Source organism: Nocardiopsis mangrovi (genome assembly GCF_042653925.1).
Classification (GTDB): Bacteria; Actinomycetota; Actinomycetes; order Streptosporangiales; family Streptosporangiaceae; genus Nocardiopsis_B; species Nocardiopsis_B mangrovi.
The window spans coordinates 135966-162383 of the sequence record NZ_JBHSFQ010000002.1 but is presented as its reverse complement, the minus strand read 5'-3'; the positions used below and the strand labels follow the sequence as shown (position 1 = coordinate 162383).

Below are 26418 nucleotides of genomic sequence, written 5' to 3'. Positions count from 1 at the left end.
CCACCACGCACCGAAGACGTGTCGATTAGCATCAACGACATGAGTAACGCCCCAAGTGAAGCAACTCAGGATGACACCGTCGTCCTGCCCCATGACATCGCCGAAAAGGCCCGGGCCCGCAGCGGCCGATCGGGCTTGTCCGACTATGTCGCCACCGTAGTCGCCCGGCACATCGAACGCGAAAACCTCGATGAACTGATCCGGACCGCGGAAGAGGATCTCGGTCCCATCACCGAGGAGCAGATCAGGGCGAAGCGCGAGATCCTCATGAGCGCCCGCAGGGAGCAGGGCACGCCTGGACCGACCGCGTGACCCGCGCCGCTTCTGAGTCTTTCGGCACCCTGGTGCTGGACAGCGAAGGTCTGGCCAAGGTCGTCGAGCGCGACCGGCACGCCATCGATGCCATGGTCTCCGCCACAGCGCTCATCTCCCCTGCTCCGGTCACCGTTCTCACCTCCGACCCCGACGACCTGACCGCGCTGTGCGGTAAACAGGTCACCATCGTCAAGGTCTGAGGCGCTCCACCGTCACGCTGCCGGAAAGAGGCGGCGGACCGCCTCCTCCAGGTGGGTCAGGTGGCCGCGGGCCTCGGCGCGGATGGTGGTGATGTCGTCGTCGACCGGGGTCACCACCTCGATGTATGCCTTGAGCTTGGGCTCGGTTCCCGATGGGCGCAGGATGACGCGGCCCTCGGCGGGGCCGCGCAGGCGGTAGCGCAGCGCATCGGTGGGCGGCAGGCCGTCGCGGCCGTCCGCGAAGTCCTCCACCGCGTCCACCGCGAACACGCCGAAGTCCTGCGGGGGTTCCGCGCGCAGCCCGGCCATCGTCTCCGACATCACCTCGATCCCCGGCACGCGGACCGCGACCTGGCCGGTGGTGTGCAGGCCGAACCGGCGCGCCTGGTCGTCCAGGAGGTCCAGCAGGGTCCGGCCCTCGCGCTTGGCCTCGGCGGCGATCGCGGCGACGGCCAGGGCCGCGCCGATCCCGTCCTTGTCGGCCACCGGCCGGCCGTGGTCGCCGCCGACGCAGTAGCCGATGGCCTCCTCGTAGGCGAAGACGAGGCGCTCGTCCGGACCGGCGGCGCGCACCAGCCACTTGAAGCCGGTCAGCGTCTCGGCGCAGCGCACCCCGTGGTCGGCGGCGATCTTGGGCAGCAGCCCGGCCGACACGATCGTGGTGGCCACGACCCGGTCGCCGCCCGTCGTGGAGCGCAGGACGTGCTCGGCGATGAGGCCGCCGACCTCGTCGCCGGTGAGCAGGCCGTGGCCGGGGACGGCGACCGCGAGCCGGTCGGCGTCGGGGTCGTTGGCCAGGATGAGGTCGCTGTGGTGGTCGCGACCGGTCACCAGGGCGAGGTCCAGGGCTCCCGGCTCCTCCGGGTTGGGGAACTCGACCGTCGGGAAGTCGGGATCGGGGTCGGCCTGCTCCATCACCACGCGCGGCGCGGGGAACCCGGCCCAGGCGAACGCCTGCAGAAGGGTGCGGGCGCCCACTCCGTGCAGCGGCGTGTAGGTGATCTCCACATCGCGGTGGCGGCCGGTCGGCAGCGCGCAGATCGCGCCCAGGTAGTCGTCGACCGCCCTGCCGTCCAGGACCTCCCAGTCGGTCCCGAGCGGCATCCGGTCGACCGGGCCGGCCGCGTCGATGGCCGCGGAGATCTCGGTGTCGGCCGGGGGCACGATCTGGCTTCCCGCGTCGGGCCCCGACCCGCCGACGTAGACCTTGTACCCGTTGTCCCGCGGCGGGTTGTGGCTGGCGGTGACCATGATCCCGGCGTCGGCGCCCCGGGCGCGCACGGTGTGGGCGAGCACCGGGGTCGGCAGGGGCCCGGGCAGCATCAGGACGGTGCACCCCGCCCCGGTGAGCACCTCGGCGGTGTCACGGGCGAAGTCGGCGGACCGGTGGCGCGCGTCGTAGCCCACGACGACGGTGCCGCGCGAGCCCAGCCACGACGCCACCCCCGCGGCGGCGCGCATGACCGTGACGCGGTTCATCCGGTTGGGCCCGGCCCCCAGTGCGCCGCGCAGTCCCGCGGTGCCGAACTCCAGGCGCGCACCGAACCGGTCGGCCAGCGCGGCGTCATCGCCCTCGTCCAGCAGCCGGCGCAGCTCCTCGCGGGTCCGCGGGTCGGGGTCCTGATCCAGCCAGGCGCGGGCCTGGTCGCGGAGGATGTCGCCCATCTCGTGCGTCGTCCTTTCCGTGGGTGCGGAAACGGTCGGCGGGGCGCGGGAGCGCACCGCGGGGCCGCCCGATACTCAGGGCTTGGGGAGCCGGTCGACGATGGCGGCCAGCAGCCCGCCGACGTCGCCGGCGGCGTCGCGGCCGGCCGCGAGCACGTCGGCGTGGTCGAGCGGTTCCCCGGTCAGGCCCGCCGCGATGTTGGTGACCAGGGACAGGCCCAGGACCCCGGCGCCCTGCTCGCGGGCCGCGATGGCCTCCAGCACGGTGGACATGCCCACGAGGTCGGCGCCCAGGGTGCGCAGCATCCGGATCTCGGCGGGGGTCTCGAAGTGCGGGCCGGGCATCGCGGCGTAGATGCCCTCGCGCAGGTCCGGTGCCGCCTCGCGGGCGATCTCCCGCAGCCCGGCGCCGTAGGTGTCGGTGAGGTCGACGAAGGCGGGTCCGACGAGCGGGCTGCGGCCGGTGAGGTTGATGTGGTCGCTGATCAGGACCGGTGAGCCGACCCCGTAGTCCTCGCGCAGGGACCCGGCGGCGTTGGTGAGGATGATGGTGGAGGCGCCCGCCGCGATGGCGGTGCGGACGTTGTGGACGACCGGCACCGCGCCGTGGCCCTCGTAGAGGTGGGTGCGGCCCACGAAGACGAGCAGGTCGCGGTCGCCGCGGCGGACGCCGCGCACGGTGCCCGCGTGGCCGTCGACGGCGGGCGGGAGGAAGCCGGGCAGGTCGGCGGCCCGGATCTCGGTGTCGACGTCGCCGAGCTCGTCGGCGGCGGGGGCCCATCCGGATCCCATCACGAGCGCGGTGCCGTAGTCGTCGACGCCCGTGCGTGAGCGCAGCTCGTCGGCTGCCTTCCGCGCGGTCTCCAGGGCCTCGGTGATCACTGTCGTCTCCTCACTATCGTGGCGTGCCGAACGGGCCCGCGCAGCGGTCCCCTCTCCGGCCCGGCGGCGGCACCGGCCCGCCGCGCACACGCGACGGCTCCCTCACACGCCCGCGCCCGCACCGGTCCGGAGGCTGCCATCATCCCCCATTCCCGCCGCCGGACCACGCTTCCATGCCGGAGGGCCGTGTGCCGGTACCGCGGGGGTCACGCCACCGGGCGGCGCAGGACGAGTTGGGGGGCCGCGTCGGGGGGCAGGAGGCGGCGGTCGGTGGGGGTGAATCCGCCGGCGCGGTAGGCGCGGAGGGCGGCCCGGTTGGACTCGGCCACGGCCACCAGGACCTCGCCGACGTCGGGCGCGATGGCGCGGACGAGGGGTCCGAGCGCCCCGCAGGCGGTGCGGCCGATGCCCTGGCCCTGCCATTCTGGGGCGACGTAGAACGCCCGCAGCATGACCGACCCCGCGGGGTCGCCGGTGGCGATGCGGGGGGCGACACGTCGGTCGATGATGCCGAAGCCGACCGGTACGCCCCGGCGGACGACGGCGAACGGGGTGCGCTCGGGGTCGGCGTCGGCGCGCGGAAGGTTCGCTGCGGCATCGGCGGTGAAGGAGCGCTGGCCCGGGGGCAGGCGCAGCCTGAGCACGGCGGCGCGCGCCTCGGCGACCTCCGCCGTCCGGCCGTCCAGGCGCAGCAGGCCGATCCGTTCGTGGATGCGCGGAGCGGCGGCCGCCATAGCTCTCCTCCCGGTCACCGTGGTCGGGGCGCCGTCACCGGTGCCCGCAAGGCGGGCGTCGTGGCCGGCGCCCGCTGGACGAGCGCCTGCACCGGTGCCCGCGGGGCGGGTGTCGGCGGGGCGCGTCGTGTGCCTCCAGTGTCGCAGCCCACCCCGGACCACCACCAATCCCGACAACGCGCCCGTGCGACGGCCAGGGCGGGAGCGCGTGCGGGGGGCGGATGCGCTTAAGGTGGCGGCATGGCCGAACCAGTACCCGCATGGGCCTATGAGCGGGTCGGGCTGTCGCCGCACGACCCCCGGTGGGCCGGGACCGCCCGTATCGAGGCGGAACGGCTGGCGAACCTGCTCGCGCCGTGGCTGGCCGACGGGGTCGAGCACATCGGCTCCACCGCGGTTCCGGGCCTGGCCGCCAAGCCGGTCATCGACCTCATGGCATCGGTCACCGGCATCGACGACGTGGTCGACGAGGCCGGCGGCCGGCTCGCGGCCGACGGCTGGCACCACGTACCGCCGCCGCTCGACGGGCGGCCGTGGCGCCGCTTCTATGTGAAACCCGACGAATCGGGGCTGCGGCGCCGCGCCCACCTGCACGTCCTCGCACAGGGCCACCCGCGCTGGGACGACCAGCTGGCGTTCCGCGACGCGCTGCGCGCCGACTCCGGTCTGCGCCGCGCCTACACGGAGCTGAAACGGCGCCTGGCCCGCCGGCACCCCGACGATCGCGAGCGCTACACCGACGCCAAGGCCGCGTTCGTCGCGTTCGCCCTGGGCCGGTCCGGGGAGATCAGGTACCGATAGGGTGCCAGACGGTCTTGATCTCCAGGAAGCGCGAGAGCCGCCCGATCCCGGGGTCGGCCCGCCAGTCGGTGCCCGGCCCGGGGCGCAGGACCCGCTTGAGCGTGGTGGCGGCGCCGCGCTCCAGCTCCGCGGCCAGCCCGCCGGCGCCCGCGAGGTCGAGCGCGTTCACGTCGCCGTGCGCCGCCAGCGGCGGCGCCAGTTCCGCGACCCGCCCGGTGAGCACGTTGACCACACCGCCCGGCAGATCCGATGTCGCCAGCACCTCGGCCAGGGTGACCGCCGGGAGCGGCGCGTCCTCGGCGGCGACGACGACGGCCGTGTTGCCGGTGGCGATGACCGGCGCGATGACCGACACCAGGCCAAGCAGCGGCGACTCCGGCGGCGCGAGGATCGCGACCACGCCGGTGGGCTCGGGCGCGGAGTGGTTGTAGTACGGCCCCGATACCGGGTTGGCACCACCGATGACCTGGGCGAACTTGTCCGTCCACCCCGCGTAGTAGACCCACCGGTCGATCGCCGCCGACACCGTCCGCTCGGCGTCGCCCGGCGCGGTCGCCTCGGCGTCGCGGAGTTCGGCCGCGAACTGCGCACTGCGGCCCTCCATCATCTCCGCGACCCGGTAGAGGATCTGCCCGCGGTTGTAGGCGGTCCGCCCCGACCACCCGGCGAACGCCTTGCGGGCGGCGGCGACGGCGTCGCGCGCGTCCTTGCGGGAGGCGAGCGCGGCGTTGGCCAGGTGGCCGCCCTGGTGCGAGGTCACGGCGTAGGACCTCCCCGACTCCGAGCGGGGGAACGCCCCGCCCACATAGAGCTTGTAGGTCTTGCGGACCGCCAGACGGCCCGCCGCCTGCGGCGCGGCGCCGGTACCCGCGGCCGGCGCGGGGGCGCCGGCACCGGTCGCGGCGTCGTGCTCGGCCGAGTCAGGCAAGGTAAGCCTCCAGTCCGTGGCGCCCGCCCTCCCGGCCGTAGCCGGACTCCTTGTAGCCCCCGAACGGGCTGGCCGGGTCGAACTTGTTGAACGTGTTGGACCACACCACGCCGGCGCGCAGCCGCTCGGCTGTCCACAGCATCCGCGACCCCTTCTCCGTCCACACCCCCGCCGACAGGCCGTAGGGGGTGTTGTTGGCCTTGGCGACGGCCTCGTCGGGGGTGCGGAAGGTGAGGACGGACAGCACCGGCCCGAAGATCTCCTCGCGGGCGATGCGGTGCGCCTGGCTGACACCGGTGAAGACCGTGGGCGGGAACCAGTAGCCCCGTTCGGGCAGCGCGCAGGAGGGGGACCAGCCCTCGGCCCCTTCGTCGCTCCCCGCCCGGGCGAGCGCGCGGATCCGGTCGAGCTGGGCGGCGGAGTTGATGGCGCCGATGTCGGTGTTCTTGTCCAGCGGGTCGCCCAGCCGCAGCCGCTCGATGCGGGCCCGCAGCCGCAGCAGCACCTCGTCGGCGACGGACTCCTGCACCAGCAGCCGCGACCCGGCGCAGCAGACGTGCCCCTGGTTGAAGAAGATGCCGGTGACGATGCCCTCGACCGCCTGGTCCAGCGCGGCGTCGTCGTAGACGATGTTCGCGCCCTTGCCGCCCAGTTCGAGGCCGACCCGCTTGCCGGTGCCCGCGACCGCGCGCGCGATCTCGCGCCCCACCTCCGTGGACCCGGTGAAGGCGACCTTGTCGGTGCCGGGGTGGGCGACCAGCGCGCGGCCGGTGGCGCCGGCCCCGGTGACAATGTTGACCACCCCCGGGGGGAGGTCGGCCTCCTGGCAGATCTCGGCGAACACCAGCGCGGACAGCGGGGTGGTCTCGGCCGGCTTGAGCACCACCGTGTTCCCCGCGGCCAGCGCCGGGGCGATCTTCCAGGCCAGCATCAGCAGGGGGAAGTTCCACGGGATGACCTGGGCGGCCACGCCGACGGGCCGCGGGTCGGGGCCGAGCCCCGCGTGGCCCAGCTTGTCGGCCCAGCCCGCGTGGTAGAAGAAGTGCGCGGCGACCAGGGGCAGGTCGGTGTCGCGGGTCTCCTTGATCGGTTTGCCGTTGTCCAGGGTCTCCAGCACCGCCAGCTCGCGGGAGCGCTCCTGGAGGATGCGGGCGATGCGGAACAGGTACTTGCCCCGCTCGGCCCCGCTCATGGGGCCCCACACGGTGTCGAAGGCGCGGCGGGCCGCGGCGACCGCGCGGTCGATGTCGGCGTCGCCGGCCACCGCCACCTCCGCCAGCGGCTCCTCGTCGGCCGGGTTGACCGTGGTGATGTGGTCACCGGTCGCGGCCGGGGCGAACGCGCCGTCGATGAACGGCTCGTAGCTCGGGCGCAGCGACACCACCGAGCGCGATTCGGGCGCCGGCGCGTACGCGAAGGTCTGCTCGTCCACTGCTCGGCCTCTCAGTCCAGCGTGAAGTAGTCGGGGCCGGGGTAGGCGCCGGTGCTCAGCTTGGTCCGCTGCATCAGCAGGTCGTTGAGCAGGCTGGAGGCCCCCAGGCGGAACAGGCCCGGGTCGAGCCAGGCGGGCCCGGCGACCTCGTTGACCAGGACCAGGTTGCGGACGGCGTCCTTGGTGGTGCGGATGCCCCCGGCCGGCTTGACCCCGATGCGGCGGCCCGTGGCGGCGTGGTGGTCGCGCACCGCCTCCAGCATGATCATCGTGACCGGGAGCGTCGCGGCGGGGGCGACCTTGCCGGTGGAGGTCTTGATGAAGTCCGCTCCCGCGTGGATCGCCAGCCAGGAGGCGCGCCGGACGTTGTCGTAGGTGGCGAGCTCGCCGGTCTCCAGGATGACCTTGAGGTGGGCCGGCCCGCACGCCTCCTTGACCGCGGCGATCTCGTCGTGGACCTTGCGGTAGTCGCCCGAGAGGAACGCGCCCCGGTCGATGACCATGTCGATCTCGGCGGCGCCGTCGGCCACGGCGCGGCGGGTGTCGGCCAGCTTGGCCTCCAGGGGCGCCCGCCCGGCCGGGAAGGCGGTGGCCACCGACGCCACCCCCACCCCCGTGCCGTCCAGTGCCTCGACCGCCACCGCGACCAGGTCGGAGTAGACGCAGACCGCCGCCACCCGCGGCGCCGACGGGTCGGCGGGGTCGGGGTGGGCCGCCTTGGCGCACAGCGCGCGGACCTTGCCCGGGGTGTCGGCGCCTTCGAGGGTGGTGAGGTCGACCATGCGGATGGCCAGGTCGATGGCGTGCGCCTTGGCGGTGGTCTTGATCGAGCGGGTCGCGAGGTCGGCGGCGCGGGCACGGGCTCCGACCTCGTCGACGCCGGGAAGCCCGTGCAGGAGCGCCCGCCATGAGGCGTTGGTCGCCGCCGTGTCGGGCGCTGGTGCGGAATGGGGCACGGGCGGACCACCCTCGTCGAAGTCGGCGGCGGCGGCGCCGGTGGCCCGGCGCCGGAGATCACGGCCCCATGATGCCACGCACGGACCACGGCATATATGGCGCGGTTTCCGGAGTATCCCTGATCCGGCCCCGGGCATCGCCGGGCCGGCATCGTGCATGATGGAAGGGTGCGGGCGCGTGCGCCCGACCGTCGGCACGAGGGAGGCGGCACCGTGGCCGAGATCCGGATCAGCTCCGACGACGGCCTCGACCTGCGGCGGCTCGCCGCCGCGCTGGCCGAGTCCCAGGGGTGGCCGCGCGACCGGGTGGGCATCTGGGAGAACCGCGGCGGCGGCGACGTCGTCCTGACCGTCGAGGACGCCCTCCTCCAGGACGCCGACCCCGACCCCCTCGGGCAGCCCGTGCACACCCGCAGCGATGTGCACCGCGCCTGCGAACTGCTGCGCCAACGCGACCCCTCGCTGCGCGGCGTGGACTTCCCCGCGCTACGCGACGAGGCCGCCAGGTTCTTCTCCGCCGGCTGGTCCGTCGCCGACCTCCTGCACGCGCTGGCCCACCGCCACGACGGCACCCCGTGGCCGCGCGGCGACGGCTACGCCGGGATCGAATGGCTCCACCACCGGCTGCGCAACTGGAAGTCGTCCACCGGCGACATCCGCCCCTCGGCCGCGCAGGAGACCGCGCAGCTGCGCATCGTGGGCCGGATCGGGCTGCCCTCCGATCTGGGCCTGCCCCACGACGACCCCGCCGCGCGCGGCCACACCGCCAGCCCCGAGGCCGCCCGCAGGGCGGCCGACGACGCCCGCAGACTCATGCGCGTCCAATCGCGCACCACCAGCGACGGCCTGGAGCACCGCGACCGCACCGCATCGCGCATCACCCGGCGGGGATGAGCCGGAGGGCCGCGGCGCGGCCCGGGCCGGTGCGGTCCCGGGGCCATCGGAGCGAGGCGCGACCGGGGAACGGGGCGGCGGCAGCCGCCGGGCCCCGCCCGCCCCGCGCCGTGCCCGTATCGATTGCGCGGCGAATCCGGACACTTGCCCCTGCGACACCGCAGAGTGCCTTACGTTACATTCGTGCGAACACGGCCTAACGTGGAGAACGTGGCGCACCGCCTCACGACCAGGAGGAGGCCAATGGGAGAGCCGACGCTGTCGAGCCTGCTGCCGGTCGAGGCCATCGTCACCGGCATCCACGTGTCCGACTGGCGGGAGGCCATCCGCGCCGCCGGCGAACTCCTGGTCGCCACCGGCGTGGGCACGGAGGACTACGTCGGCCAGATGCAGGACGCGGTCGACGAGTACGGCCCCTACATCGTCATCGCCCCCGGGCTCGCGCTCGCCCACGCCCGCCCCTCCGAAGCCGTCCTGCGGACCGGGCTGTCCTGGGCCGGGCTGGCCACGCCCGTGGAGTTCGGGCACCCCCACAACGACCCCGTGTACCTGGTCATCGGGTTGGCGGCGGTCGACCACGACGGCCACTCGGCGGCACTGTCGCGGCTGGCCCGGATGCTCGCCGACACCGAGCGGCTGGCCTCCCTCAAGGACGCCCCCAGCGCGGCGCGGATCCACTCCATCATCACCGAGTACGAGACGAGCCCCGAGTGAAGATCCTGGCCGTGTGCGGAATGGGTATCGGCACCAGCATCCTGTTGAAGAGCAACGCCGAGCGCGCGGTGAACGAGCTCGGGCTCGACGCCGACGTCGAGGTCGCCGACATCGGCACCGCGCGCGGCGCCGCGGCGGGCGCCGACCTCGTGCTGACCTCCGGCGAGCTCGCCGACGAGATCGGCGACATCGGGATCCCGATCGTGGTCATCGACAACTTCATCGACGGCGACGAGATCCGCGACAAGCTGAGCGCCGCCCTCCCCGGCTAGACACGGCAGGAGCGCCCCCAATGGAGTGGATCGTCGCCGTCGCCCGCTTCTTCGTCAACGAGGTGCTGAGCGTCCCCGCCTACATGGTCGGGCTCCTCACCGCGGCCGGACTGATCGCCCTGCGCAGGTCCGTCGGCCAGATCGTGGGCGGCGGAATCAAGGCCGTCCTGGGGTTCCTGCTGGTCGGTGCGGGCGCGGGGCTGGTGGTGGCCGCGCTGGATCCGCTCGGCGCGATGATCCAGGGCGCCGCCGGGGCCCAGGGGGTCGTGCCCACCAACGAGGCGATCGTCGCCATCGCCCAGGAGCGGTTCGGCGCGCAGGTGGCCTGGATCATGATCAGCGGGTTCGCGCTGAGCCTGGTGCTGGCCCGCTTCACCCCCCTGCACTACGTCTTCCTCACCGGCCACCACACCCTGTTCATGGCCACCCTGCTGACCATGGTCCTGGCGACCACCGACCTGCCCGGCGCGGCCGCCGTGGCGCTGGGCGCGGTCCTGCTCGCGGTGGTGATGGTGTCGCTGCCGGCCCTGGCCCAGCCGTGGACCCGCCGGATCGGCGGCGACGGCAAGATCGCGATCGGCCACTTCGGGACCCTGGGCTACATCGCCGCGGGCGCCGCCGGCCAGCTCGTCGGGCGCGGGAGCCGCAGCACCGAGGACATGAAGCTGCCCGAGGGCCTGCGCTTCCTCCGCGACTCGATGGTGGCCACGGCGCTGTCGATGGTGCTGATCTACCTCGCGGTGGCGCTGCTGTTCTGGGCGCGCGAAGGCACCGGCGCGGCGCTGGCGATGTTCCCGCCCGCCGAGGGCGTCGCGCCCACCATCGGCCACTTCCTCATGCAGTCGGTGATGCAGGGCCTCCAGTTCGGGATCGGGGTGGCGGTGATCCTGTACGGGGTGCGGACCATCCTGGGCGAGCTGGTCCCGGCGTTCCAGGGGATCGCCGAGCGGGTCGTGCCCGGAGCGGTCCCGGCCCTGGACGCCCCCATCGTGTTCCCGTTCGCGCAGAACGCCGTGCTGATCGGGTTCGTGTCGAGCTTCATCGGCGGGCTGGCGACGCTGGCGGTCATGGCGCTGTGGCTCAACCCCGTGCTCGGGCTCGCGCTCATCCTCCCCGGTCTGGTCCCGCACTTCTTCACCGGCGGGGCGGCCGGGGTCTACGGCAACGCCACCGGCGGGCGCCGCGGCGCGGTGGCCGGCGCGTTCGCCAACGGGGTGATCATCACCCTGCTGCCGGCGTTCCTGCTCGGCGTGCTGGGCACCTTCGGAACGGCCAACACCACCTTCGGCGACGCGGACTTCGGCTGGTTCGGGATCGCGGTCGGCTACGCCTTCCGCGGCGGCGACGCGGTCGGGGTGGTGCTGGCGCTGGCGATCGCGGCGGTCCTGCTCACTGGCGCGATCGTCGTGCAGAAGCGGCTGGTCGAGACCGGCTGGGAGCCGCGCGCCCGGCGCGCCGCCGAGGACCGCTGAGCGCGTTCCGCGGCGCACCGGCGCGGCCGGCGGCCCGCGCGCGGCGGTCAGTCGGGCCGGGCGAACCGGCGCGCGGCCAGCGCCAGGGCCGCCACGCTGAAGCCCACGACCAGGCCGAGTTCGAGCGCCACCGAGGGGTGGTAGGAGCCCCACGCCACCGGGTCGGACAGCGCCCCGCCCGGCGGCGCCGCGAGCCGGTCGCCGATGGTGCGGCGCATGGCGTCGACGGCGTAGGTCAGCGGGTTGGCCAGCGCGATGGGCGCCATCCACGCGGGCATCGACGCCACCGGGAAGACCACCCCCGACAGGAACAGCAGCGGGGTCATGACGACGCTGAGCACCGTGTTGAACGTCTGGATGCGCCGGATGGTCACCGCCACCAGGGCCGCCAGCGACGTCATGGCCAGCGCGGCGGTCCCGAGCCCGGCGAGCAGCAGCAGCGACAGGTCGAGCCGGTAGGGGACGCCCACCAGCCCGGCGCAGGCCAGGACCGCGGTGCCCGTGCAGGTGGCGACGGTGGCCCCGCCCAGGCACTTGCCGAACAGCAGGGTCGAGCGGCGCACCGGCGCCACCAGCATCTCGCGCAGGAACCCGCTCTGCCGGTCCCAGACGATCGAGGCCCCCACCGAGACCGCGGGGACCTGCGCGGCCATCACCAGGACCCCGGGGAAGAGGAAGACGAGGTACCCCTCGCCCTGGGCGGAGCCGGCCCCGGCCTGGGCGTAGAGCCGTGACAGCCCCACGCCCAGGATGAACAGGAAGACCAGCGGCTGGAGCAGGGACAGGACCGCGCGCGCGGGGTCGCGCACGAAGTGCAGCATCTCGCGCCGCCAGACCATGCGCCCGGCGCGCAGTTCGCCGGCCAGGCCGCCGAGGACCCCCGGAGCGGCGTCGGTCGGTGCGTTCCAGGTGCCGGTCACCCGGGTCCTCCCGATGGGGCGATGAGTGCCGGCGCCCCCGGCGCCGAGCCGTCGCGGATGCGGTGCCCGGTGTGGTGCAGGAAGACGTCGTCGAGGCTGGGCCGGGTCACGGTCACCGAATAGACGGGGACGTCGAGCCCGGCGCACAGGCGGGGCGCGAGCCGGGCGCCGTCCTCGGCGGTGACGCTGACGCCGTCGGGGCCCTGGACGGGGTCGAGCCCGAACCGCTCGCGCAGGTCGCGCGCTGCCGCGGGGTCGTCGCCCGTCCGCAGGTGCACCCGGTCGGCGCCGATGACCGACTTCAGCTCCCCGGGGGTCCCCTGGGCGACGACCCGCCCCTCGGAGACGATGGCGATGCGGTCGCACTGGTCGGCTTCGTCGAGGTAGTGCGTCGTCAGGAAGACCGTGAGGGTCTCGCGCGCACGGACCTCGTGCAGGTGCTCCCACACCCTCGCCCGCGCCTGGGGGTCGAGGCCCAGGGTGGGTTCGTCGAGGAAGAGCACCCGGGGGCGGTGCAGCAGCCCCCGGGCGATCTCCAGGCGCCGGCGCATGCCGCCGGAGAACGTGCGCACCAGGCTGTCGCGCCGCTCGGCGAGCCCGGCGAGGTCGAGCATCTCCGCGATCCGCCCCGGCAGGGCGGCCCGCGGCAGCCCGTAGAGGTCGGCATGGAAGCGCAGGTTCTCCCGCGCGGTCAGGTCGCCGTCGAGCGTGTTCTCCTGGAAGACCAGCCCCAGCTGGCGGCGGACCGCACCGGGGGCGGCCATGGTGTCGTGGCCGGCGATCTCGATGAGGCCCTCGCTGGGCCGGGCCAGCGTGCACAGCATGGCGATGGTCGTGGTCTTGCCGCTGCCGTTGGGCCCCAGGAAACCGAACAGCTCCCCCTGGCCGACGGTGAGGTCGATGCCGCGGACCGCCTCGATCCCGGGGTAGCCCTTGCGCAGGCCGATGGCGCGGATCGCCGGGACATCGGCGCCGGGAGGAGGGGCCGCCTCCGCGGGCGGGGCCGCCCGCGGACGGCGGCGGGTATCTCGGAACACGGGCATCCCTTCGTAGGCGTCGCGCCGCCGCGGCGGCCGCGGCGGTCCTCCACGGCTCAGGTGGCCAGCCCGAGCCGCACCGGCCAGTCCTCGGGGACCGCGAAGCCGAAGCTCCAGCGGTCGCGTTCGGTGGGGTTGACGATGCAGTGCCAGAAGAGGTGCCGTGGATCCTGCTCCACCTTGAAGAAGCGGACGATGCGCGGGCGCTCCCCCAGGGTCACGATCTCGCCGGTGGCCGGGTTCATGTACCGGAAGAACGTGGTGCGGGCGGGGTCGTCGAAGGGCGCGTCGACGTCGACGATGTACATCCGCCAGCCGGGCTGGGTCTCGTTGGTGTGCCAGAGCCGGTAGCCGGAGGGCGGGTACCACATCGAGCCCGAGAAGCGGATCTCGGTGCCGAAGGCGTCCTCCAGCGCGGCGATGGTGGCGTTCTTGGCGTCGAGGTAGTCCGCGTAGCCGGGGTGGTCGATGTGCTCGTCGAGGTTCACGAGGTGGAACCCGCGCCGGTGGGCGCCCCCGCTGTCGCCCTCCTCATGCTCCACGCCGGCGCGCCAGCGGTCGAACTCCTCGCTCGCGGGGGACAGGTCGGTCGAGCGGAGGTCCTCGTCGCGGAACCGCTCGGCGAAGCGGGCGAGGTCGACGGAGCCGGGCTTGATCTTCAGCCGCGGGAGCTGGTCGAGCACGGCGCCGAATCCCGGGATGTCGGCGATGGCGTACTCGTGGTGGTAGAAGCCGCTCTCACCCGGCCGGGGGCGGGTGTCCCCGGCCGCCGCGGGAGCCGACGGGGCCGGGCCGCCGGACCCCCCGTTCCCGGACGCCGCGGCGGGGGTGAACGTCGACGACGCCGCGGCGAGGTCGGTGAGGCGGAAGTCGTAGCCGTGCCGCGCTCCCAGGGCGATGATCTCCTTGGGACCGGTCATGGTCCGGAGCGTGCGCATGAGGTCCGGCGACGCGTGCGCGGCGTGCAGGAACTCGGTGCAGGACTGGATCGACATGTGCGGGGTTGCACCTACCTCTGGTCGGTTGCGGCCGGTGGCGGATCGAGCAGCAGGACGGACGGCACCCGTTCGGGGTGGGCCAGGCGCAGCAGGTGCATCCCCATGCCGGAGATGCCCAGGAGCAGGCCGGGGAAGAAGTCGGTGCTGGCACCGGTTCCCCCGCTCCGGCTTTCGTCGAGGTTGCGCCACTGGGTCTGGACCTGGACGTTGGCCTCCATCCGGAACGCCGGCTCGTCGTTGAGCAGGGCGAAGCGCAGCAGGAGCTCGGCGTTGCCGGACCGGCCGTGGCAGAGGGTGTCGTTGCGCAGCCGCGGGAAGTTGCGCATGGTGGCGGACAGCGCCAGGCGGGCGTCGTGCATGAGGGAGTCGTCGTCGCGGCCGAGGGCGGACCAGGCGGCGATGCGGCTCAGCCCGATCCCGGCGGCGCCGTTGCACCAGGCGTTGGCGTAGTGGCGGCCGTTGCGCGCCACGCCGCCGCCCGAGGTGCGCAGGTCGTACCAGTCCCGTTCGGCGTCGTCGAAGAACCGGGCCTCGTGGCCGAACGCGCGCCGTCCGGCGTCGGTGTAGTCGGTGCGGTCCAGGCGGGCGCCGAGGCTGATGAGCGACCAGCCGAAGCCCGCGGTCCCGTGGGTGAAACCGGTGAGGTGCGGTGTGCCGTCGCCGTCGGGCTGCGGCCAGCTCAGCGTGCCGGAGCCGGCCCGGGCGGTGCGCAGCAGGTGGTCGCCGCACATGCGCGCGGCGTCGAGTCCGTGGCCGCCGGTGGCGTCGGCCAGGCCGAGCAGGACCGGGACCAGGCCGGCGGCTCCGTCGAGGATGTCGAGCCGGCGGTCGTCGCCGATGCGGGGGCGCAGTCCGTCGGCGAGCCGGACCGCGTGGTCGAGCAGTGCGGGGTCGTCCCAGAGCCGGGAGAGGTGCGTGAGCAGGTAGATGAGCCCGCCGGTGCCCTGGAACGCGCCGATGCGGCCGGTGTCGGGGGCCGCCGCGGCGTGGCCGAGCGCCCGGCGGGCCGCGTGCCGGAACGCGGGCCGCGGCACGAGGGAGTCGAGGTAGGCGAGGAACAGGCCGATTCCGGCGGAGCCGTGGTAGAGGTCGCCTTCGACATCGGCCTCGACGGTGTGTCCGTCGCGCAGGTCGAAGGAGGTCCACGGCGCCGGGGCGGCGGGCTCGCGCAGCATGTCGCACAGGCGCTCGCCCACCTGCGCCGCCTGGTCCAGGCAGGCCGCGGCGAACGACGGGGCGGTGATCTCCCCGGTCGAGAGGCTCGCGGTGATGTAGTGGCGCTGCCGGGTCAGGTTGGCGTCGGACAGCCGGCCGATGCGTCGGGTGATGTGGTCGATCGGCGAGAGCGCGAGGTAGGACGGGATGGCGCTGCCGTGGTCGTGGGTCAGGCCGAGGTCGCCGGTGGCGACGGTGAAGATGGGGATGTCGAGCCGCCACAGCGAGTCGAGTTCGCGCTCGACGAGGACCCCGCCGTCGTCCCAGGCGCGCGGATGGGTGCGCACCGCGCTGGTGAGCAGGTCGACTTCGAGCGGGTCGGCGAGCGCCTTGGGGTGGCGCGCCGACAGGAGGGACTGCGCGTAGACCTGGGTGCTGCGGTTGATGAACCGGACGGAGGCGTCGGCGAAGGCCCCGGCCACGCAGGCGGCGCTGGACTCGGGGTCGTCCTGGAACCACGCGTAGACCCGGCGGAAGCCGTCGGCGATGGCGTCGGTGAAGTCGCCGGGCTGCATGAGCTCATCGCCGAGGAAGACCCGGTTGGCGGCACCGGGCCGGATCTCGACGCCGGACACGTGGGTGACCGCGCTGCGGAAGGTGAGGCGGTCGCCGGTGACCCGGGGGACGGCGATCGGGATCTCGTAGGAGGTGCCGCCGGTGTAGCCGCTGATGTGCATGACGGCGGGGTCGCCGTCGCGGGCCGCGGAATTGGGCCATTCCAGCAGCCCGGTGCCGAAGACGGAGTCGAGGAGGCTGCCCTCCTTGTCCGGCTGCCCCGCCGGGCGCACGCCCAGCACGGTCTCGCAGTCGCAGACGAAGGCGTCGCCGTCGGCCACGATGACGTTCTCGAAGTGGAGGTCGCCGCCGCCCAGCACGTAGAAGATGCCGAGGTAGCCGCCCAGCTGCCGGTAGACGTGCTCGACGTCGGCGCGGGCCTCGACGCGGTTGCGGCCGGCCGGGATGTGGGCCTCGTAGCCGTAGCCGTCGCGGGGCAGGACGGCGCGCCCGGCGAACGCGATCACGCCGTCGTCGCTCAGGCGGCGCAGCAGGGTCTGCATGGCGGCTTCGGAACGGATGCAGCGCGGCTTGTAGACCACGGTGCCGGAGGCGCCGCCGTCGAGTTCGACCTCGATGAAGGCGACGCTGCGCGCGCCGGCGTGGTGGTCGGAGTTGCCCAGCCGCAGTGAGCGGACGGCGGTGACGCCGCGGTCGAAGAAGGCGTCCGCGATGGCCGCGGAATCGGCGGCGAGGTGGCCGACGAGGTCGCGGCCGAAGTCGGCGAGCAGCCGCGTGACCTGGGCCAGCCACCGGCCCAGGACCGGGAAGCGGCGGTAGAAGTCGTGATAGGCCGCGGGGTCGCGGAAGGTGTGGTCGAGGTAGCGCCGGTAGTCGTCGCGCGAAGCGGTCGCGGGGTCGGCGCCGGTCCGGGCGCAGTACACCTTGGCGTCGGCCTCGACCGCCCAGGCCAGCGCGAGTTCGAAGCGGTCGAGCAGGTGGTGCTGGAAGTCGGCCACGACCTGCGGGGAGATCCGCGCGCTCCCCGGGGGTGCCGGGCGGTGCACGGCCTCGCGCAGCAGGCGGCCGAGTTCGAGCAGGAAGGGCTCGCAGGCGATGGCGAGCCGGCCGTAGTAGGTGTCGGCGCGGCGCCAGTCGGCGTCCGGCTCGCCGGCGGCCTCGGCGAAGCGGTCGAGCGCCGAGCGGTAGGTGGGCAGCCACGCGCGGTGGGTCTCGGTGAGCAGTTTGCGGGCGGTGGCCTGGGCGGGGTCGTCGGGGGCGCGGTCGAGGGCGAGTTCACGCAGGCGGTGCGCCGTGAGGACGTCAACGAGCCGGTCCTTGGCGTGTGCGGCGGGACCCCCTCCGTTGCGGGCCGCCCGGGCGGACTTCAGGGCCAGCTTCCCCGCCACGCGGTCGATCTTCCAGGTGTCGGCGGGGTGGAGCCCGTCGTAGCCCTCCGCCGGGCCGAGGGCGCCCAGCGCGTCCGCGACGCGCATGCGCTCGGACAGGTTGCAGGCACGCGCCGCTAGGTCGACGGGATAGGCGTTTCCCATGCTGGAGGGGCTCCCATGGTCGGCGGAGGGGGCGGCGGCGGGCACGCGGGACGACCCGCCGCCGGTGACGCGGCTACGCGGCTACTTGGTGTTGCCGTCGCAGGCGAGGGTGAACGGCCCGAAGCTGCACGTGCTGGCGCAGGCGTAGACCTCATTGGCGACGATGCTGTCGGTGAAGGCGTCCAGCGCCTCCTGGTCCTGCCGCTCGACGCCCGCGGGCACGTCGGCCGGCGTGAGGCCGAAGGCCGCGGGGTCGGCCAGAAGCGCGCTGCGGAAATCGCCGTCGACGACGGCCTGCTGCAGGATCATGGTGTCGGACATGTTCATCCTCCTGAACGGTGACGCGGTACGATCACGGGATCTTCGTGGGGACCAGCTGCACGCCGGTCTGCTGCTCGAAGTTCTTCAGCTCGGCTATGGCGGCGCTCATGTTGTCGCTCTCCTTCTGCCAGTCGACCAACTCCTTCACGGCCGGGGACGGGTCTCCGTGGATCCACAGGGCTTCGAGCCACTCCTTGACGGTGTGGGGATGCAGGCCGGGGACGGGTGCGACCCGGGGGAGCAGGTGCTCCTCGTGCAGCGCGAGCGACAGCTCCAGGACTTCGCGCAGCTTTCCGTCGGGCGGCAGCAGTGAGCACAGGACCATCAGGATCTGGATCTGGCGGATCGTGTCGACGCCCTCATAAATGGTCGGGGGCTTTACGCTCATCGACGTCCTTCCTCACTGGGTGGTCTCGGCGCGCGCACAGGCCGCCCGGAGCGCGCCCTACGCCGTTTACTCCGTGCCGTGCACCATGAATATAATTCGGCACGCCTTTCACTCGGCTTTCTTCGCGCTTGCCACCCTGAAATCGGTGGTATTCACCCGGAGCACCGGATGATCAGCCGATTTCCGCGGATTTCCCGAAACGTCCGTATCGGTGGACCGCCCGGCCCCCCACCCCCATCAGATCGGGGTCGCCCCGCAGAATGGCCAGGTGCAGCGTGCGGAGCTGCTCGCTGGGGTCCATGCCCATCTCGTCGCGCAGGCGCACGCTGACGTCGCGGAACGCCTGTAGCGCCTCCACCCGGCGCCCGCAGCGGTACAGCGAGAGGATGAGCTGGTGCCAGAAGCGCTCGTGGAAGGGGTAGCGACGGATCAGCACCCGCAGCTCCCCCACCAGCTCGTCGTGCCGCCCGCGGGCGAGGTCGAGCTCGTGGCAGCGTTCACGCGCGCGCAGCCACTCCTCGGTGACCCGCGGGACGACGTCGTGGTGCAGCGACGCCGAGCGCACGTCGGGCAGCACGGGCCCCCGCCACAGCGACAGCGCCTCGACCAGCGCCGCGGCCTCGGCCGCGTCGTCGCACGCGGCGGCGGCGGCGTGCGACGACGCGACGTGCGCGCGAAACCGCAGCAGGTCGAGGCTCGCGGCGTCGGCGTCGATCACGTACCCCGCCGCCGAGGTGCGGATCAGCCCGGAGAGCCCTTCCTCGTGGCGCCCCAGGGTCGTGCGCAGCCGGGTCAGGCAGGTGTGCAGGGCGGCTCGCGGGCTGTCCGGGAGCCCGTCGTCCCACAGCAGGCCGACCAGGTCCTCCATCGGTACGACGTCGTTGGGGCTCAGCAGCAGCGAGGCCAGCAGAGTGCGCTGCTTGCCCGCCGGGATACGGACCGCCCGCGCGCCCCAAACGACCTCCAGCGGACCCAGGACACGGAAGACCACCCCTTGAGCCAATACCGTTTCTCCATCCCGATGACGCGGGCCCACCGCGCGAACCCGCGAAGAACGTGACCGATCGACTTTCAGTCTCGCCGATATCCCGCGCCCGAGGAGCCGCAGGTGAATTTTAACCCCTTGGTTCCACGCACATTTTCGACGTACCGACCGGATTGTTCTTCCATAAATACGCGGATTCCCCATTAACGGCCACATGAGGCGATCCGTCCGTGATGCACGGCCGTTTCCGGGGAACCGCCCGCCGGGCCCCGGAAACGGCCGCGGCCCCGGCACCGGAGGGGTTCCGGTGCCGGGGCCGCGGGGGCCGGCCGGCGGATCAGATGTGCACCACCGGCTCCGCCGACCCGTTGCGGGCGGCCGGCTTCATGAAGCAGGCCAGGACGGCCGCGGCGGCCATGACGGCCGCGGCGATCCCGAAGGCGAGGTGGATGCCGTCGATGAAGGCGAGGTGGCTGGCGCGGGTGACGGCCTCGGCGACCTCGGCGGTCGCGGACTCGGGGACGACCGCCCCGCCCTGCGACACCGTGCTCTGCATGTCGGCGACAGCGGCGGCGCCCGGCTCCTCCAGACCCTGGTCGGCGTAGTGGCCCGGCAGGCTGCCGACGATGGTCAGCGACAGCATCGCCCCCAGGACCGCGGTGCCGATCGAGCCGCCGAGCTGCATGGCGGCCTGCTGCATCCCCGCGGCGACTCCGGCCAGGGAGACCGGCGCGCTGGTGAGGATGGCGGCGGTCGCCCCGGTCATGACCAGGCTGAGTCCGAGGCCCAGGAGCAGGAACGCCACCGAGGTGAAGACGGCCCCGGTGTCGAAGGTCAGCCGCGACAGCATGAACAGGGCCATGGCGGCGAAGACGAGGCCGGCCACGGTGGGCACACGCGTGCCGAACCGGTCCATGATCCGCCCGGCCGGGGTGCCGAAGAGGCCGATCATCAGGGTCAGCGGCAGCAGCTGGACCCCGGTCTGCATGGGGCTGAGCCCGCGGACGCCCTGGAGGTAGAAGGTCACGAAGAACAGCGACCCCATCAACCCGAGGGCGGTCAGGAGCATGAGGACCGTGCCGATGGAGATGGTGGGCAGCCGGAAGATGCCCATGGGCAGCAGCGGGTGGGCCGCCCGCAGCTCCCACAGCACGAACGCGGCCCCCATCACCAGAGCGGCCCCCAGCACGCCGAGGGTCTCGGCGTGCGCCCAGCCCACGACCGGGCCCTCGACCAGCGCCCAGACCAGGGCGAAGATGGCGGCGCTGAGGAGCAGCACCCCGGGCAGGTCGAACCGGGAGCCGGGGTCGGTGGGGCGGTTGGCGCCGATCAGCCACACCGCGGCGGCCAGCGCGACGATGCCGACGGGCAGGTTGATGAGGAAGGCGGAGTGCCAGCCGAACGCCGAGACCAGGATGCCGCCCACGATGGGCCCGGCCGCCATGGCGGCACCCAGCAGGCTGCCGAACACGCCGAAGGCGCGGCCGAGCATGTGCGGCGGGAAGTTGGAGCGCAGCAGGCCCATTGCCGCGGGCGTGATGGTCGCACCGCACACCCCCTGGAGGATGCGCAGGCCGACCAGGACGGCCACGGTGCCCGACAGCGCGATCGCCACCGAGGTGATGGTGAACCCGACGATGCCGACCATGTAGACGTTGCGGTGGCCGAAGCGGTCGCCGAGCTTGCCGGCGGTGATCAGGAACACCGCCAGGCCGAGCAGGTAGCCGTGGGTGACCCACTGGAGTTCGGCGAGCGAGGCGTTGAGGTCGGCGCCGATGGCCGGATTGGCCACGGCCACGATCGTGCCGTCGAGAGCGACCATCATCACGCCGAACGCGATGGCGACGAGCGTGCCCCACGGCCCGCCGCGGAATCGTGTCTTGGGCGGCGCCTCCGGCGCGGCCGTGACGGTATCGGTCATGGGTCCCCCTGGTCGGCGTGCGCGTGGGGCGCACCGGCTCGGCGTCGCCCGCGACATATTATGTCAGTCGCTGACAACTGACAATGACTGACTGTTTTTGTGACGAGTGGGTATCATCCCGGAAACACGAACAAGGGGGGCGCGGTGACCAGCATCGACGAAGGTGACGACATTTCCGGCCACCGCACCCGGAAGTGAGCGTGATCACCATGGAGGCCGCCGACGGCGGGCTGCGCGAGCGCAAGAAGGCCCGCACCCGCGAGGCGCTGGTCGACGCCGCCCTGCGGCTGTTCGCCGAGCAGGGGTTCGGCCCCACGACCACCGAGGAGATCGCCGCGGCGGCCGATGTCTCGCAGCGGACCCTGTTCCGCTACTTCCCGACCAAGGAGGACATCATCCTGGACGTCCAGGATGAGATCGAGGAGGCGTTCCGGCTGAAGCTCGCGGCCCGGCCCGCGGCCGAGCACCCCGTGGACTCCCTGATCACAGCCCTCACCGCGGCCTGGTCAGAGGTCGACGCCTCCGTCCTCAACGCCCACCTGCGGATCATGCGCCTCTCCGACGAGTCGCCCAAGCTGCTCGCCGCGCACCTGCAGCGCTCCGCCGTGAACCTGGACCTCCTCGCCTCGCTGATCGCGCACCGCACCGGGACCGACACCGCCGAGGACCCGCGCCCCGAGCTGGTCGCCGCGGCGTTCGGCTCGGCCGTGCACGTGGGCATCGTCCGCTGCTGCCGGTCCGGGCGCGGCGGAGTCGACGACCTCGTCTCATCGGTCAACCACTGCCTCGAACTCCTCATTCCCACGCTGACCGAGCCGTGGGACGCGGACCGCCGGGCCGGCCGCGGCGCCGCTCCCCGCGCCCCTCGCCCGGCACCGCCGGCGGACGGCCCCGGGACGCCGGCCTGATCGCTCCGGCCGGGTCGCGCCCGCCCATGCTCGCACCCCGCCGCGGCCCGCCGCCAGTGGTTTTCCGCGCCGTTCACGGAGATGTCACAGCAGCTCAGACAAGGTACACGCTCCCATTCGAGCCCGATTCGCGGCCGGACGGCGGAATGAACGGGGGCCGTGCCCGCGCCGCGGCGCGGTTCCACCGGTCCCCCGCGCCCGGGCCGCGGGGGACCGCCCACCCGCCCTGGGCGGCGCCGGTCGCGCACCGTGGCTCTTACCGAACTCTAGGCGGCGGCGCGTAGGGTCCACGTACACCACCGGCCTTCCGTCTCCGAGGTTCCACGTGTCCCACAGCGCCACCACCACCGCCGTCGCCGTGTCCGAGCGCGTCGCGGCGGACGTGCTCATCGTCGACGACGAACCCAACATCCTGGAGCTGCTGACCGCCTCGCTCACGCTGAGCGGGTTCGCGGCCCGGGGCGCGGCCGACGCCGACGCCGCGCTGGCCGCCGTGCACGAGGCGGTGCCCGACATCGCCGTACTCGATGTCTCCCTGCCCGGCCGCGACGGGTTCGCGGTCGCGCGCGAGCTGCGCGCGGTCGCCCCCCGCCTGCCCGTGCTGTTCCTGACCGCCCGCAACTCCGTCGAGGACCGGCTCACCGGCCTGCGGGCCGGCGCCGACGACTACGTCGCCAAGCCGTTCAGCCTCCAAGAGGTCGTCCTGCGGATGCACGCGATCCTGCGCCGGACCGGGGCGGACCGCCCCGCTGACGACGCGGCCGGCCGGCACCGCTACGCCGACCTGGAACTGGACGAGGACCGCCACGAGGTGCGGCGCGCGGGCAAGGTCGTCCGGCTCTCCCCCACCGAGTTCGACCTGCTCCGCTACCTGCTGATCAACGCCGGGAAGGTCGTCAGCAAAGCGCAGATCCTGCAGCGCGTGTGGGGGGTCGACGCCGGCGACGGCCGCGTCGTGGAGTCCTACATCAGCTACCTGCGGCGCAAGATCGACACCACGGGCACCCCCCTCATCCAGACCGTCTGGGGCATCGGCTACTCGCTGCGGCTGCCCGCGTCCCCGGCGCGCGGCTGAGACCGGCGTGCGGCTGACCGGCGTGCGCGCGCTCCTCCCGGGCCCGCGCGGGCTGCGCGGCCGGCTCGTCCTGACCGTGCTCTGCCTGACCGCGGTGTGCCTGACGGCGTTCGGCGTCACGGGTGTCGCCCTGCTGGAGCGCTCGCTCGTGGCCGACATCGACGACCGGCTCGGCGAGCTCGCCCACATCTCCACCACCCTTCCGGCGCCGCCGGACCCGCCGGGCGGGCCCCCGATCTCGCCGCCGCCGCTCCCGACCGACCTGCGCGCGCTGTCGATCGGCTCCGACGGCGAGGTCGCCTGGTCCGTCGGGCAGACCACCGACGACGCCGACCGCCCCGACATCTCCGGGCTGGGCGCCACCGAGCTGGCGGATCGCGCCGGAACTCCTTTCACCCTGCCGGGCACCGACGGCGGCTCCGGCTGGCGGGTCCTCACCATGCGCTCCGGCGACGGCTCCGTGCGCATGGTGGCCGACTCCCTGGCCGAGACCGACCGCACTCTGAACCGGCTGATCGCCATCGAGTCCGTCATCGGGGCCGTCCTGCTGGTCGTGCTGGGCGCCGGGGCGGTGACCATCGTCCGGCTCCAGTTGCGCCCGCTGGCCCGCATCGAGGGCACCGCGCAGGCCATCGCCGCCGGCCGGCTCGACGAGCGGGTCCCCTACGACGACCCCGGGACCGAGACCGGGCGGCTGGGCCGCGCGCTCAACACCATGCTCGGCACGCTGGCGGACTCCCTCTCCGAACGCGCCCGCACCGCCGACCGGATGCGCCGGTTCGTCGCCGACGCCTCCCACGAACTGCGGACCCCGCTCTCCTCCATCCGCGGCTTCGCCGAGCTGTACCGGCAGAGCAGGGACCAGGGGCGGGTCCGGGGCGGGCCCGAGATCGACCACTGGATGCGGCGGATCGAGTCGGAGGCGGACCGCATGGGCGGGCTCGTCGACGACCTGCTGGTGCTGGCCCGTTTCGACGAACGGCCGCCCCTGGAGCCCGACGACGTCGATCTGGCGGCCCTGGCCCGCGACGCGGTGGGCGACGCCCGTGCGCGGGCTCCGGGCGAGCCGATCTCGCTCGATGCGCCCGAGCCGGTGCGCGTGGTCGGCGACGAACGGCGGCTGCGCCAAGTGCTCGCCAACCTCATCGGCAACGCCCTCGCGCACACGCCCGAGGGCACTGCGGTCCGGGTCGAGGTGGCCTATGCCCCGGCGCCGCTCCCGGACGGCGCGCAGGCGGGCGCGGGCGGTGTGGGCGCGCTCCCCGCCGGGGTGACCGCGACCGCCGTCGTGCGCGTGCGCGACGAGGGCCCCGGGATCGCGCCCGGCGACGCCCCCCACGTCTTCGACCGGTTCTACCGGCCCGGCGGCGACCGCTCCCGCGACCGCGGCGGGGCCGGGCTGGGCCTGGCCATCGTGGCCGCGATCGTCACGGCGCACGAGGGGCGCGTCGAGCTCGGCGGTACCGGTACTCAAGATCGGGGAACGACGTTTACAGTAGTGCTCCCGCTGGGGTGAGGACGGCGCCCCAGCGGGACCACCCCGCCTCGTCAGAGTCGCGTGAGATTCCTGGGCGGACCGTCCCTGCCGTCCTCGGGCAGGTCGGGCACCGCCGATGCCGCGAGCCCGGACACCGCGCCCAGCGCCCATTCCAGGGGGCCCCGGCCGAACACCGGACGCCACAGGGCGGCGAAGACGACCGCGCCGAGGATGAACGCCTCCAGCCGGAACGGGGCGATGTCGGTGAACGACATGCCGAGCACGGCGATGACCACGATGTGGCCGGAGTAGACGGTGAGCGACATCGAGCCTGCGGCGGCGAGCGGGGCCAGGAGCCACCCGGTGGCATCGGCCAGCGCCAGGCACGCCGCCAGCGCCAGCAGCGCGCAGCCGGTGGCCCCGGCGATCTCCATGGTGGTCCCGCTGTGCGGCGAGGCGACGAGCAGCCACCACGCGGTGTCGACGGGGACCTGGCCGTGCAGGTCGTTGACCTGCTCGGCCATCCACTGCCGCAGGGGCTCGCGCAGTGAGGGGTCGAGCGCGGAGGGATCGGTGCCGGCGGGGACGGCCTGGGGCTGGCTGAGCAGCAGCCGGTCGAGCACGCCGAAGGTGTTCAGCAGCAGCCACGACCCGCCGTAGCCGACCGCCGCCAGCGCGGCGCCGGCCGCGGCCAGCCGCACGCGCACCCGGCCCGACCGCAGGTCGAGGCGGCCCACGGCGAGCCCGGCGATGACGAACGCCATGAACGTGCACGCCGGGTAGTAGCCGGTCAGGAAGAAATCGCCGAATCCGCCGATCGAGGTCGGCCGGAACGGCGTGCCCTCGCCCATGGCGGCGCGGACGGCGAACGACACCTGCGGGCCGATCAGGCCCACGGCCGCCGCCGCGGCCATGAGCGCGGGCGCGCGCAGCCTGAGCAGTGGCAGGGCGAGCAGGAAGAAGCCGCCGTAGTAGGTGAGGATGACGGCGATCGGGGCGTCGAGCACGTCGAGTACCCCGCCGATCAGGGCGAGCACCAGCGCGCGGACCAGGACGCGTACGCGGGCGCGCTGGAGTTCGGTCCCCGCGAGGGGGACGGCCCGTCCGGTGGCCAGCGCGAGTGAGACGCCGGCGAGGAACGCGAAGAGCGCGGAGGAGCGGCCCCGGGTCAGCTCGTAGAACGCTTCGGCGGCGTCATCGCCGAACAGGCCGACCACGCCGATCGCGCCCACGCCCAGGTGTGCGGTGAACATCCCGAACAGGGCGAGGGAGCGGGCGACGTCGACCCCGGCGAGGCGGGCCGGCCGGGTGTCGGCGGTTACGGCGGCGGGGGTATCAGGGGTCTGCTGATCCACGCGGCCCACACTATGGCGTCTTGCCGCGTTTGTCCCCCTGCGTGGAACGGAGAGCCGACGAGCGAGCGGAGCCGGCCCTGTCCCCGGCCGAAGGCCCCCCCACAGGACCGGCGGAGCGGAGCGAGGAGGCGAGCGTGACCGGGAACACGGAACGGAGAGCCGACGAGCGAGCGGAGCCGGCCCTGTCCCCGGCCGAAGGCCCCCCCACAGGACCGGCGGAGCGGAGCGAGGAGGCGAGCGTGACCGGGAACACGGAACGGAGAGCCGACGAGCGAGCGGAGCCGGCCCTGTCCCCCGCCGAAGGCCCCCCCACAGGACCGGCGGAGCGGAGCGAGGAGGCGAGCGTGACCGGGAACACGGAACGGAGAGCCGACGAGCGAGCGGAGCCGGCCCTGCCCCCCGCCGAAGGCTCTACCCCACAGGACCGGCGGAGCGGAGCGAGGAGGCGAGCGTGACCGGGAACACGGAACGGAGAGCCGACGAGCGAGCAGAGCCGGCCCTGTCC

Annotated in this window: 25 protein-coding genes; 10 read left to right on the top strand and 15 right to left on the bottom strand. The window is 73.7% G+C overall.

The window, feature by feature from the left end:
• Positions 1 to 39 precede the first annotated feature (39 nt).
• The gene (locus ACFO4E_RS02700; protein ID WP_378571200.1) at positions 40 to 312 is read left to right on the top strand and encodes a CopG family transcriptional regulator; all 273 of its coding nucleotides are present in this window, start codon (positions 40 to 42) and stop codon (positions 310 to 312) included.
• A complete protein-coding gene (locus tag ACFO4E_RS02695) occupies positions 309 to 515 on the top strand; it encodes a hypothetical protein (protein ID WP_378571199.1) in 207 nt (68 codons plus the stop codon). Before ACFO4E_RS02700 ends, ACFO4E_RS02695 begins: the two co-directional genes overlap by 4 nt.
• A 12-nt stretch (positions 516 to 527) precedes the next feature.
• Here ACFO4E_RS02695 and ACFO4E_RS02690 read toward each other — a convergent pair whose 3' ends face one another.
• The 3 genes from ACFO4E_RS02690 to ACFO4E_RS02680 all read right to left on the bottom strand — a co-directional run bounded on the left by ACFO4E_RS02690 (position 528) and on the right by ACFO4E_RS02680 (position 3796).
• Positions 528 to 2180: a phospho-sugar mutase gene (locus tag ACFO4E_RS02690; RefSeq protein WP_378571197.1), complete on the bottom strand. Its 1653-nt coding sequence runs from the start codon at positions 2178 to 2180 to the stop codon at positions 528 to 530.
• 75 nt (positions 2181 to 2255) lie between these two features.
• Positions 2256 to 3062, bottom strand: coding sequence for a purine-nucleoside phosphorylase (locus ACFO4E_RS02685; RefSeq protein WP_378571195.1), 807 nt, complete (start codon positions 3060 to 3062; stop codon positions 2256 to 2258).
• Between the two features lie 206 nt (positions 3063 to 3268).
• Complete coding sequence (locus ACFO4E_RS02680) at positions 3269 to 3796, bottom strand: GNAT family N-acetyltransferase (RefSeq protein ID WP_378571193.1); 528 nt, start codon at positions 3794 to 3796, stop codon at positions 3269 to 3271.
• Between the two features lie 240 nt (positions 3797 to 4036).
• Here ACFO4E_RS02680 and ACFO4E_RS02675 point away from each other — a divergent pair, with 240 nt between their 5' ends.
• The gene (locus tag ACFO4E_RS02675; RefSeq protein ID WP_378571191.1) at positions 4037 to 4597 is read left to right on the top strand and encodes a GrpB family protein; all 561 of its coding nucleotides are present in this window, start codon (positions 4037 to 4039) and stop codon (positions 4595 to 4597) included.
• On the opposite strand, the gene ACFO4E_RS02670 is transcribed toward ACFO4E_RS02675, so the two are convergent.
• From ACFO4E_RS02670 to deoC, 3 genes are read right to left on the bottom strand one after another with little or no spacing between them, the layout of a single operon-like run.
• Complete coding sequence (locus ACFO4E_RS02670; protein WP_378571190.1) at positions 4584 to 5525, bottom strand: aldehyde dehydrogenase family protein; 942 nt, start codon at positions 5523 to 5525, stop codon at positions 4584 to 4586. The genes ACFO4E_RS02675 and ACFO4E_RS02670 overlap by 14 nt on opposite strands.
• Positions 5518 to 6957, bottom strand: a complete 1440-nt coding sequence (locus tag ACFO4E_RS02665; protein WP_378571188.1) for an aldehyde dehydrogenase family protein — start codon at positions 6955 to 6957, stop codon at positions 5518 to 5520. Before ACFO4E_RS02665 ends, ACFO4E_RS02670 begins: the two co-directional genes overlap by 8 nt.
• An 11-nt stretch (positions 6958 to 6968) precedes the next feature.
• Complete coding sequence (deoC, locus tag ACFO4E_RS02660) at positions 6969 to 7913, bottom strand: deoxyribose-phosphate aldolase (RefSeq protein WP_378571187.1); 945 nt, start codon at positions 7911 to 7913, stop codon at positions 6969 to 6971.
• Between the two features lie 213 nt (positions 7914 to 8126).
• Between deoC and ACFO4E_RS02655 the strand changes: the two genes are divergently transcribed.
• From ACFO4E_RS02655 to ACFO4E_RS02640, 4 genes are all read left to right on the top strand, one after another.
• Positions 8127 to 8807, top strand: a complete 681-nt coding sequence (locus tag ACFO4E_RS02655) for a hypothetical protein (RefSeq protein ID WP_378571185.1) — start codon at positions 8127 to 8129, stop codon at positions 8805 to 8807.
• 243 nt (positions 8808 to 9050) lie between these two features.
• Positions 9051 to 9521, top strand: coding sequence for a PTS sugar transporter subunit IIA (locus ACFO4E_RS02650; protein WP_378571183.1), 471 nt, complete (start codon positions 9051 to 9053; stop codon positions 9519 to 9521).
• The gene (locus tag ACFO4E_RS02645; protein WP_378571181.1) at positions 9518 to 9793 is read left to right on the top strand and encodes a PTS sugar transporter subunit IIB; all 276 of its coding nucleotides are present in this window, start codon (positions 9518 to 9520) and stop codon (positions 9791 to 9793) included. Before ACFO4E_RS02650 ends, ACFO4E_RS02645 begins: the two co-directional genes overlap by 4 nt.
• A gap of 20 nt (positions 9794 to 9813) precedes the next feature.
• Entirely contained in the window at positions 9814 to 11265 is a 1452-nt protein-coding gene (locus ACFO4E_RS02640) for a PTS ascorbate transporter subunit IIC (RefSeq protein WP_378571179.1), read from the top strand.
• 47 nt (positions 11266 to 11312) lie between these two features.
• Here the strand turns inward: ACFO4E_RS02640 and ACFO4E_RS02635 are convergent, their stop codons facing one another.
• The 8 genes from ACFO4E_RS02635 to ACFO4E_RS02600 all read right to left on the bottom strand — a co-directional run bounded on the left by ACFO4E_RS02635 (position 11313) and on the right by ACFO4E_RS02600 (position 21098).
• A complete protein-coding gene (locus ACFO4E_RS02635) occupies positions 11313 to 12185 on the bottom strand; it encodes an ABC transporter permease (protein ID WP_378571177.1) in 873 nt (290 codons plus the stop codon).
• Positions 12182 to 13222 (bottom strand): ABC transporter ATP-binding protein, encoded by a 1041-nt coding sequence (locus ACFO4E_RS02630; RefSeq protein ID WP_378571174.1) that lies wholly within the window; start codon positions 13220 to 13222, stop codon positions 12182 to 12184. The genes ACFO4E_RS02635 and ACFO4E_RS02630 overlap by 4 nt, the downstream gene beginning before the upstream one ends.
• A gap of 56 nt (positions 13223 to 13278) precedes the next feature.
• Complete coding sequence (locus ACFO4E_RS02625) at positions 13279 to 14217, bottom strand: Nif11-like leader peptide family natural product precursor (protein WP_378571171.1); 939 nt, start codon at positions 14215 to 14217, stop codon at positions 13279 to 13281.
• A gap of 14 nt (positions 14218 to 14231) precedes the next feature.
• Positions 14232 to 17483, bottom strand: coding sequence for a type 2 lanthipeptide synthetase LanM family protein (locus ACFO4E_RS02620; RefSeq protein ID WP_378571168.1), 3252 nt, complete (start codon positions 17481 to 17483; stop codon positions 14232 to 14234).
• 81 nt (positions 17484 to 17564) lie between these two features.
• Positions 17565 to 17804: a cinnamycin family lantibiotic gene (locus ACFO4E_RS02615; protein ID WP_378571166.1), complete on the bottom strand. Its 240-nt coding sequence runs from the start codon at positions 17802 to 17804 to the stop codon at positions 17565 to 17567.
• A gap of 31 nt (positions 17805 to 17835) precedes the next feature.
• Positions 17836 to 18192, bottom strand: coding sequence for a DurN family substrate-assisted peptide maturase (locus ACFO4E_RS02610; protein ID WP_378571163.1), 357 nt, complete (start codon positions 18190 to 18192; stop codon positions 17836 to 17838).
• 172 nt (positions 18193 to 18364) lie between these two features.
• Positions 18365 to 19195 (bottom strand): AfsR/SARP family transcriptional regulator, encoded by an 831-nt coding sequence (locus ACFO4E_RS02605; RefSeq protein WP_378571160.1) that lies wholly within the window; start codon positions 19193 to 19195, stop codon positions 18365 to 18367.
• 319 nt (positions 19196 to 19514) lie between these two features.
• On the bottom strand, positions 19515 to 21098 hold the full coding sequence (locus ACFO4E_RS02600) for an MFS transporter (protein WP_378571157.1): 1584 nt from the start codon (positions 21096 to 21098) through the stop codon (positions 19515 to 19517).
• Positions 21099 to 21307: 209 nt separating this feature from the next.
• On the opposite strand from ACFO4E_RS02600, the gene ACFO4E_RS02595 reads away from it, so the two are divergent.
• The 3 genes from ACFO4E_RS02595 to ACFO4E_RS02585 all read left to right on the top strand — a co-directional run bounded on the left by ACFO4E_RS02595 (position 21308) and on the right by ACFO4E_RS02585 (position 24597).
• Positions 21308 to 22006 (top strand): TetR/AcrR family transcriptional regulator, encoded by a 699-nt coding sequence (locus ACFO4E_RS02595; RefSeq protein WP_378571607.1) that lies wholly within the window; start codon positions 21308 to 21310, stop codon positions 22004 to 22006.
• 325 nt (positions 22007 to 22331) lie between these two features.
• Positions 22332 to 23081 carry a response regulator transcription factor gene (locus ACFO4E_RS02590; protein WP_378571154.1) on the top strand — a complete coding sequence of 250 codons (750 nt, stop codon included), beginning with the start codon at positions 22332 to 22334 and terminating at the stop codon, positions 23079 to 23081.
• Between the two features lie 7 nt (positions 23082 to 23088).
• The gene (locus tag ACFO4E_RS02585) at positions 23089 to 24597 is read left to right on the top strand and encodes a sensor histidine kinase (protein ID WP_378571153.1); all 1509 of its coding nucleotides are present in this window, start codon (positions 23089 to 23091) and stop codon (positions 24595 to 24597) included.
• A 32-nt stretch (positions 24598 to 24629) separates the two neighbouring features.
• Here the strand turns inward: ACFO4E_RS02585 and ACFO4E_RS02580 are convergent, their stop codons facing one another.
• A complete protein-coding gene (locus tag ACFO4E_RS02580) occupies positions 24630 to 25913 on the bottom strand; it encodes a heparan-alpha-glucosaminide N-acetyltransferase domain-containing protein (RefSeq protein WP_378571150.1) in 1284 nt (427 codons plus the stop codon).
• Positions 25914 to 26418 lie beyond the last annotated feature (505 nt).

Bases quoted from the DNA above. Each gene is read 5' to 3' on its own strand.
- ACFO4E_RS02700 (WP_378571200.1), top strand. From the start codon at position 40: ATGAGTAACGCCCCAAGTGAAGCAACTCAGGATGACACCGTCGTCCTG.
- ACFO4E_RS02690 (WP_378571197.1), bottom strand. From the start codon at position 2,180: ATGGGCGACATCCTCCGCGACCAGGCCCGCGCCTGGCTGGATCAGGAC.
- ACFO4E_RS02680 (WP_378571193.1), bottom strand. From the start codon at position 3,796: ATGGCGGCCGCCGCTCCGCGCATCCACGAACGGATCGGCCTGCTGCGC.
- ACFO4E_RS02675 (WP_378571191.1), top strand. From the start codon at position 4,037: ATGGCCGAACCAGTACCCGCATGGGCCTATGAGCGGGTCGGGCTGTCG.
- ACFO4E_RS02650 (WP_378571183.1), top strand. From the start codon at position 9,051: ATGGGAGAGCCGACGCTGTCGAGCCTGCTGCCGGTCGAGGCCATCGTC.
- ACFO4E_RS02640 (WP_378571179.1), top strand. From the start codon at position 9,814: ATGGAGTGGATCGTCGCCGTCGCCCGCTTCTTCGTCAACGAGGTGCTG.
- ACFO4E_RS02625 (WP_378571171.1), bottom strand. From the start codon at position 14,217: ATGTCGATCCAGTCCTGCACCGAGTTCCTGCACGCCGCGCACGCGTCG.
- ACFO4E_RS02620 (WP_378571168.1), bottom strand. From the start codon at position 17,483: ATGGGAAACGCCTATCCCGTCGACCTAGCGGCGCGTGCCTGCAACCTG.
- ACFO4E_RS02615 (WP_378571166.1), bottom strand. From the start codon at position 17,804: ATGTCCGACACCATGATCCTGCAGCAGGCCGTCGTCGACGGCGATTTC.
- ACFO4E_RS02610 (WP_378571163.1), bottom strand. From the start codon at position 18,192: ATGAGCGTAAAGCCCCCGACCATTTATGAGGGCGTCGACACGATCCGC.
- ACFO4E_RS02600 (WP_378571157.1), bottom strand. From the start codon at position 21,098: ATGACCGATACCGTCACGGCCGCGCCGGAGGCGCCGCCCAAGACACGA.
- ACFO4E_RS02595 (WP_378571607.1), top strand. From the start codon at position 21,308: ATGGAGGCCGCCGACGGCGGGCTGCGCGAGCGCAAGAAGGCCCGCACC.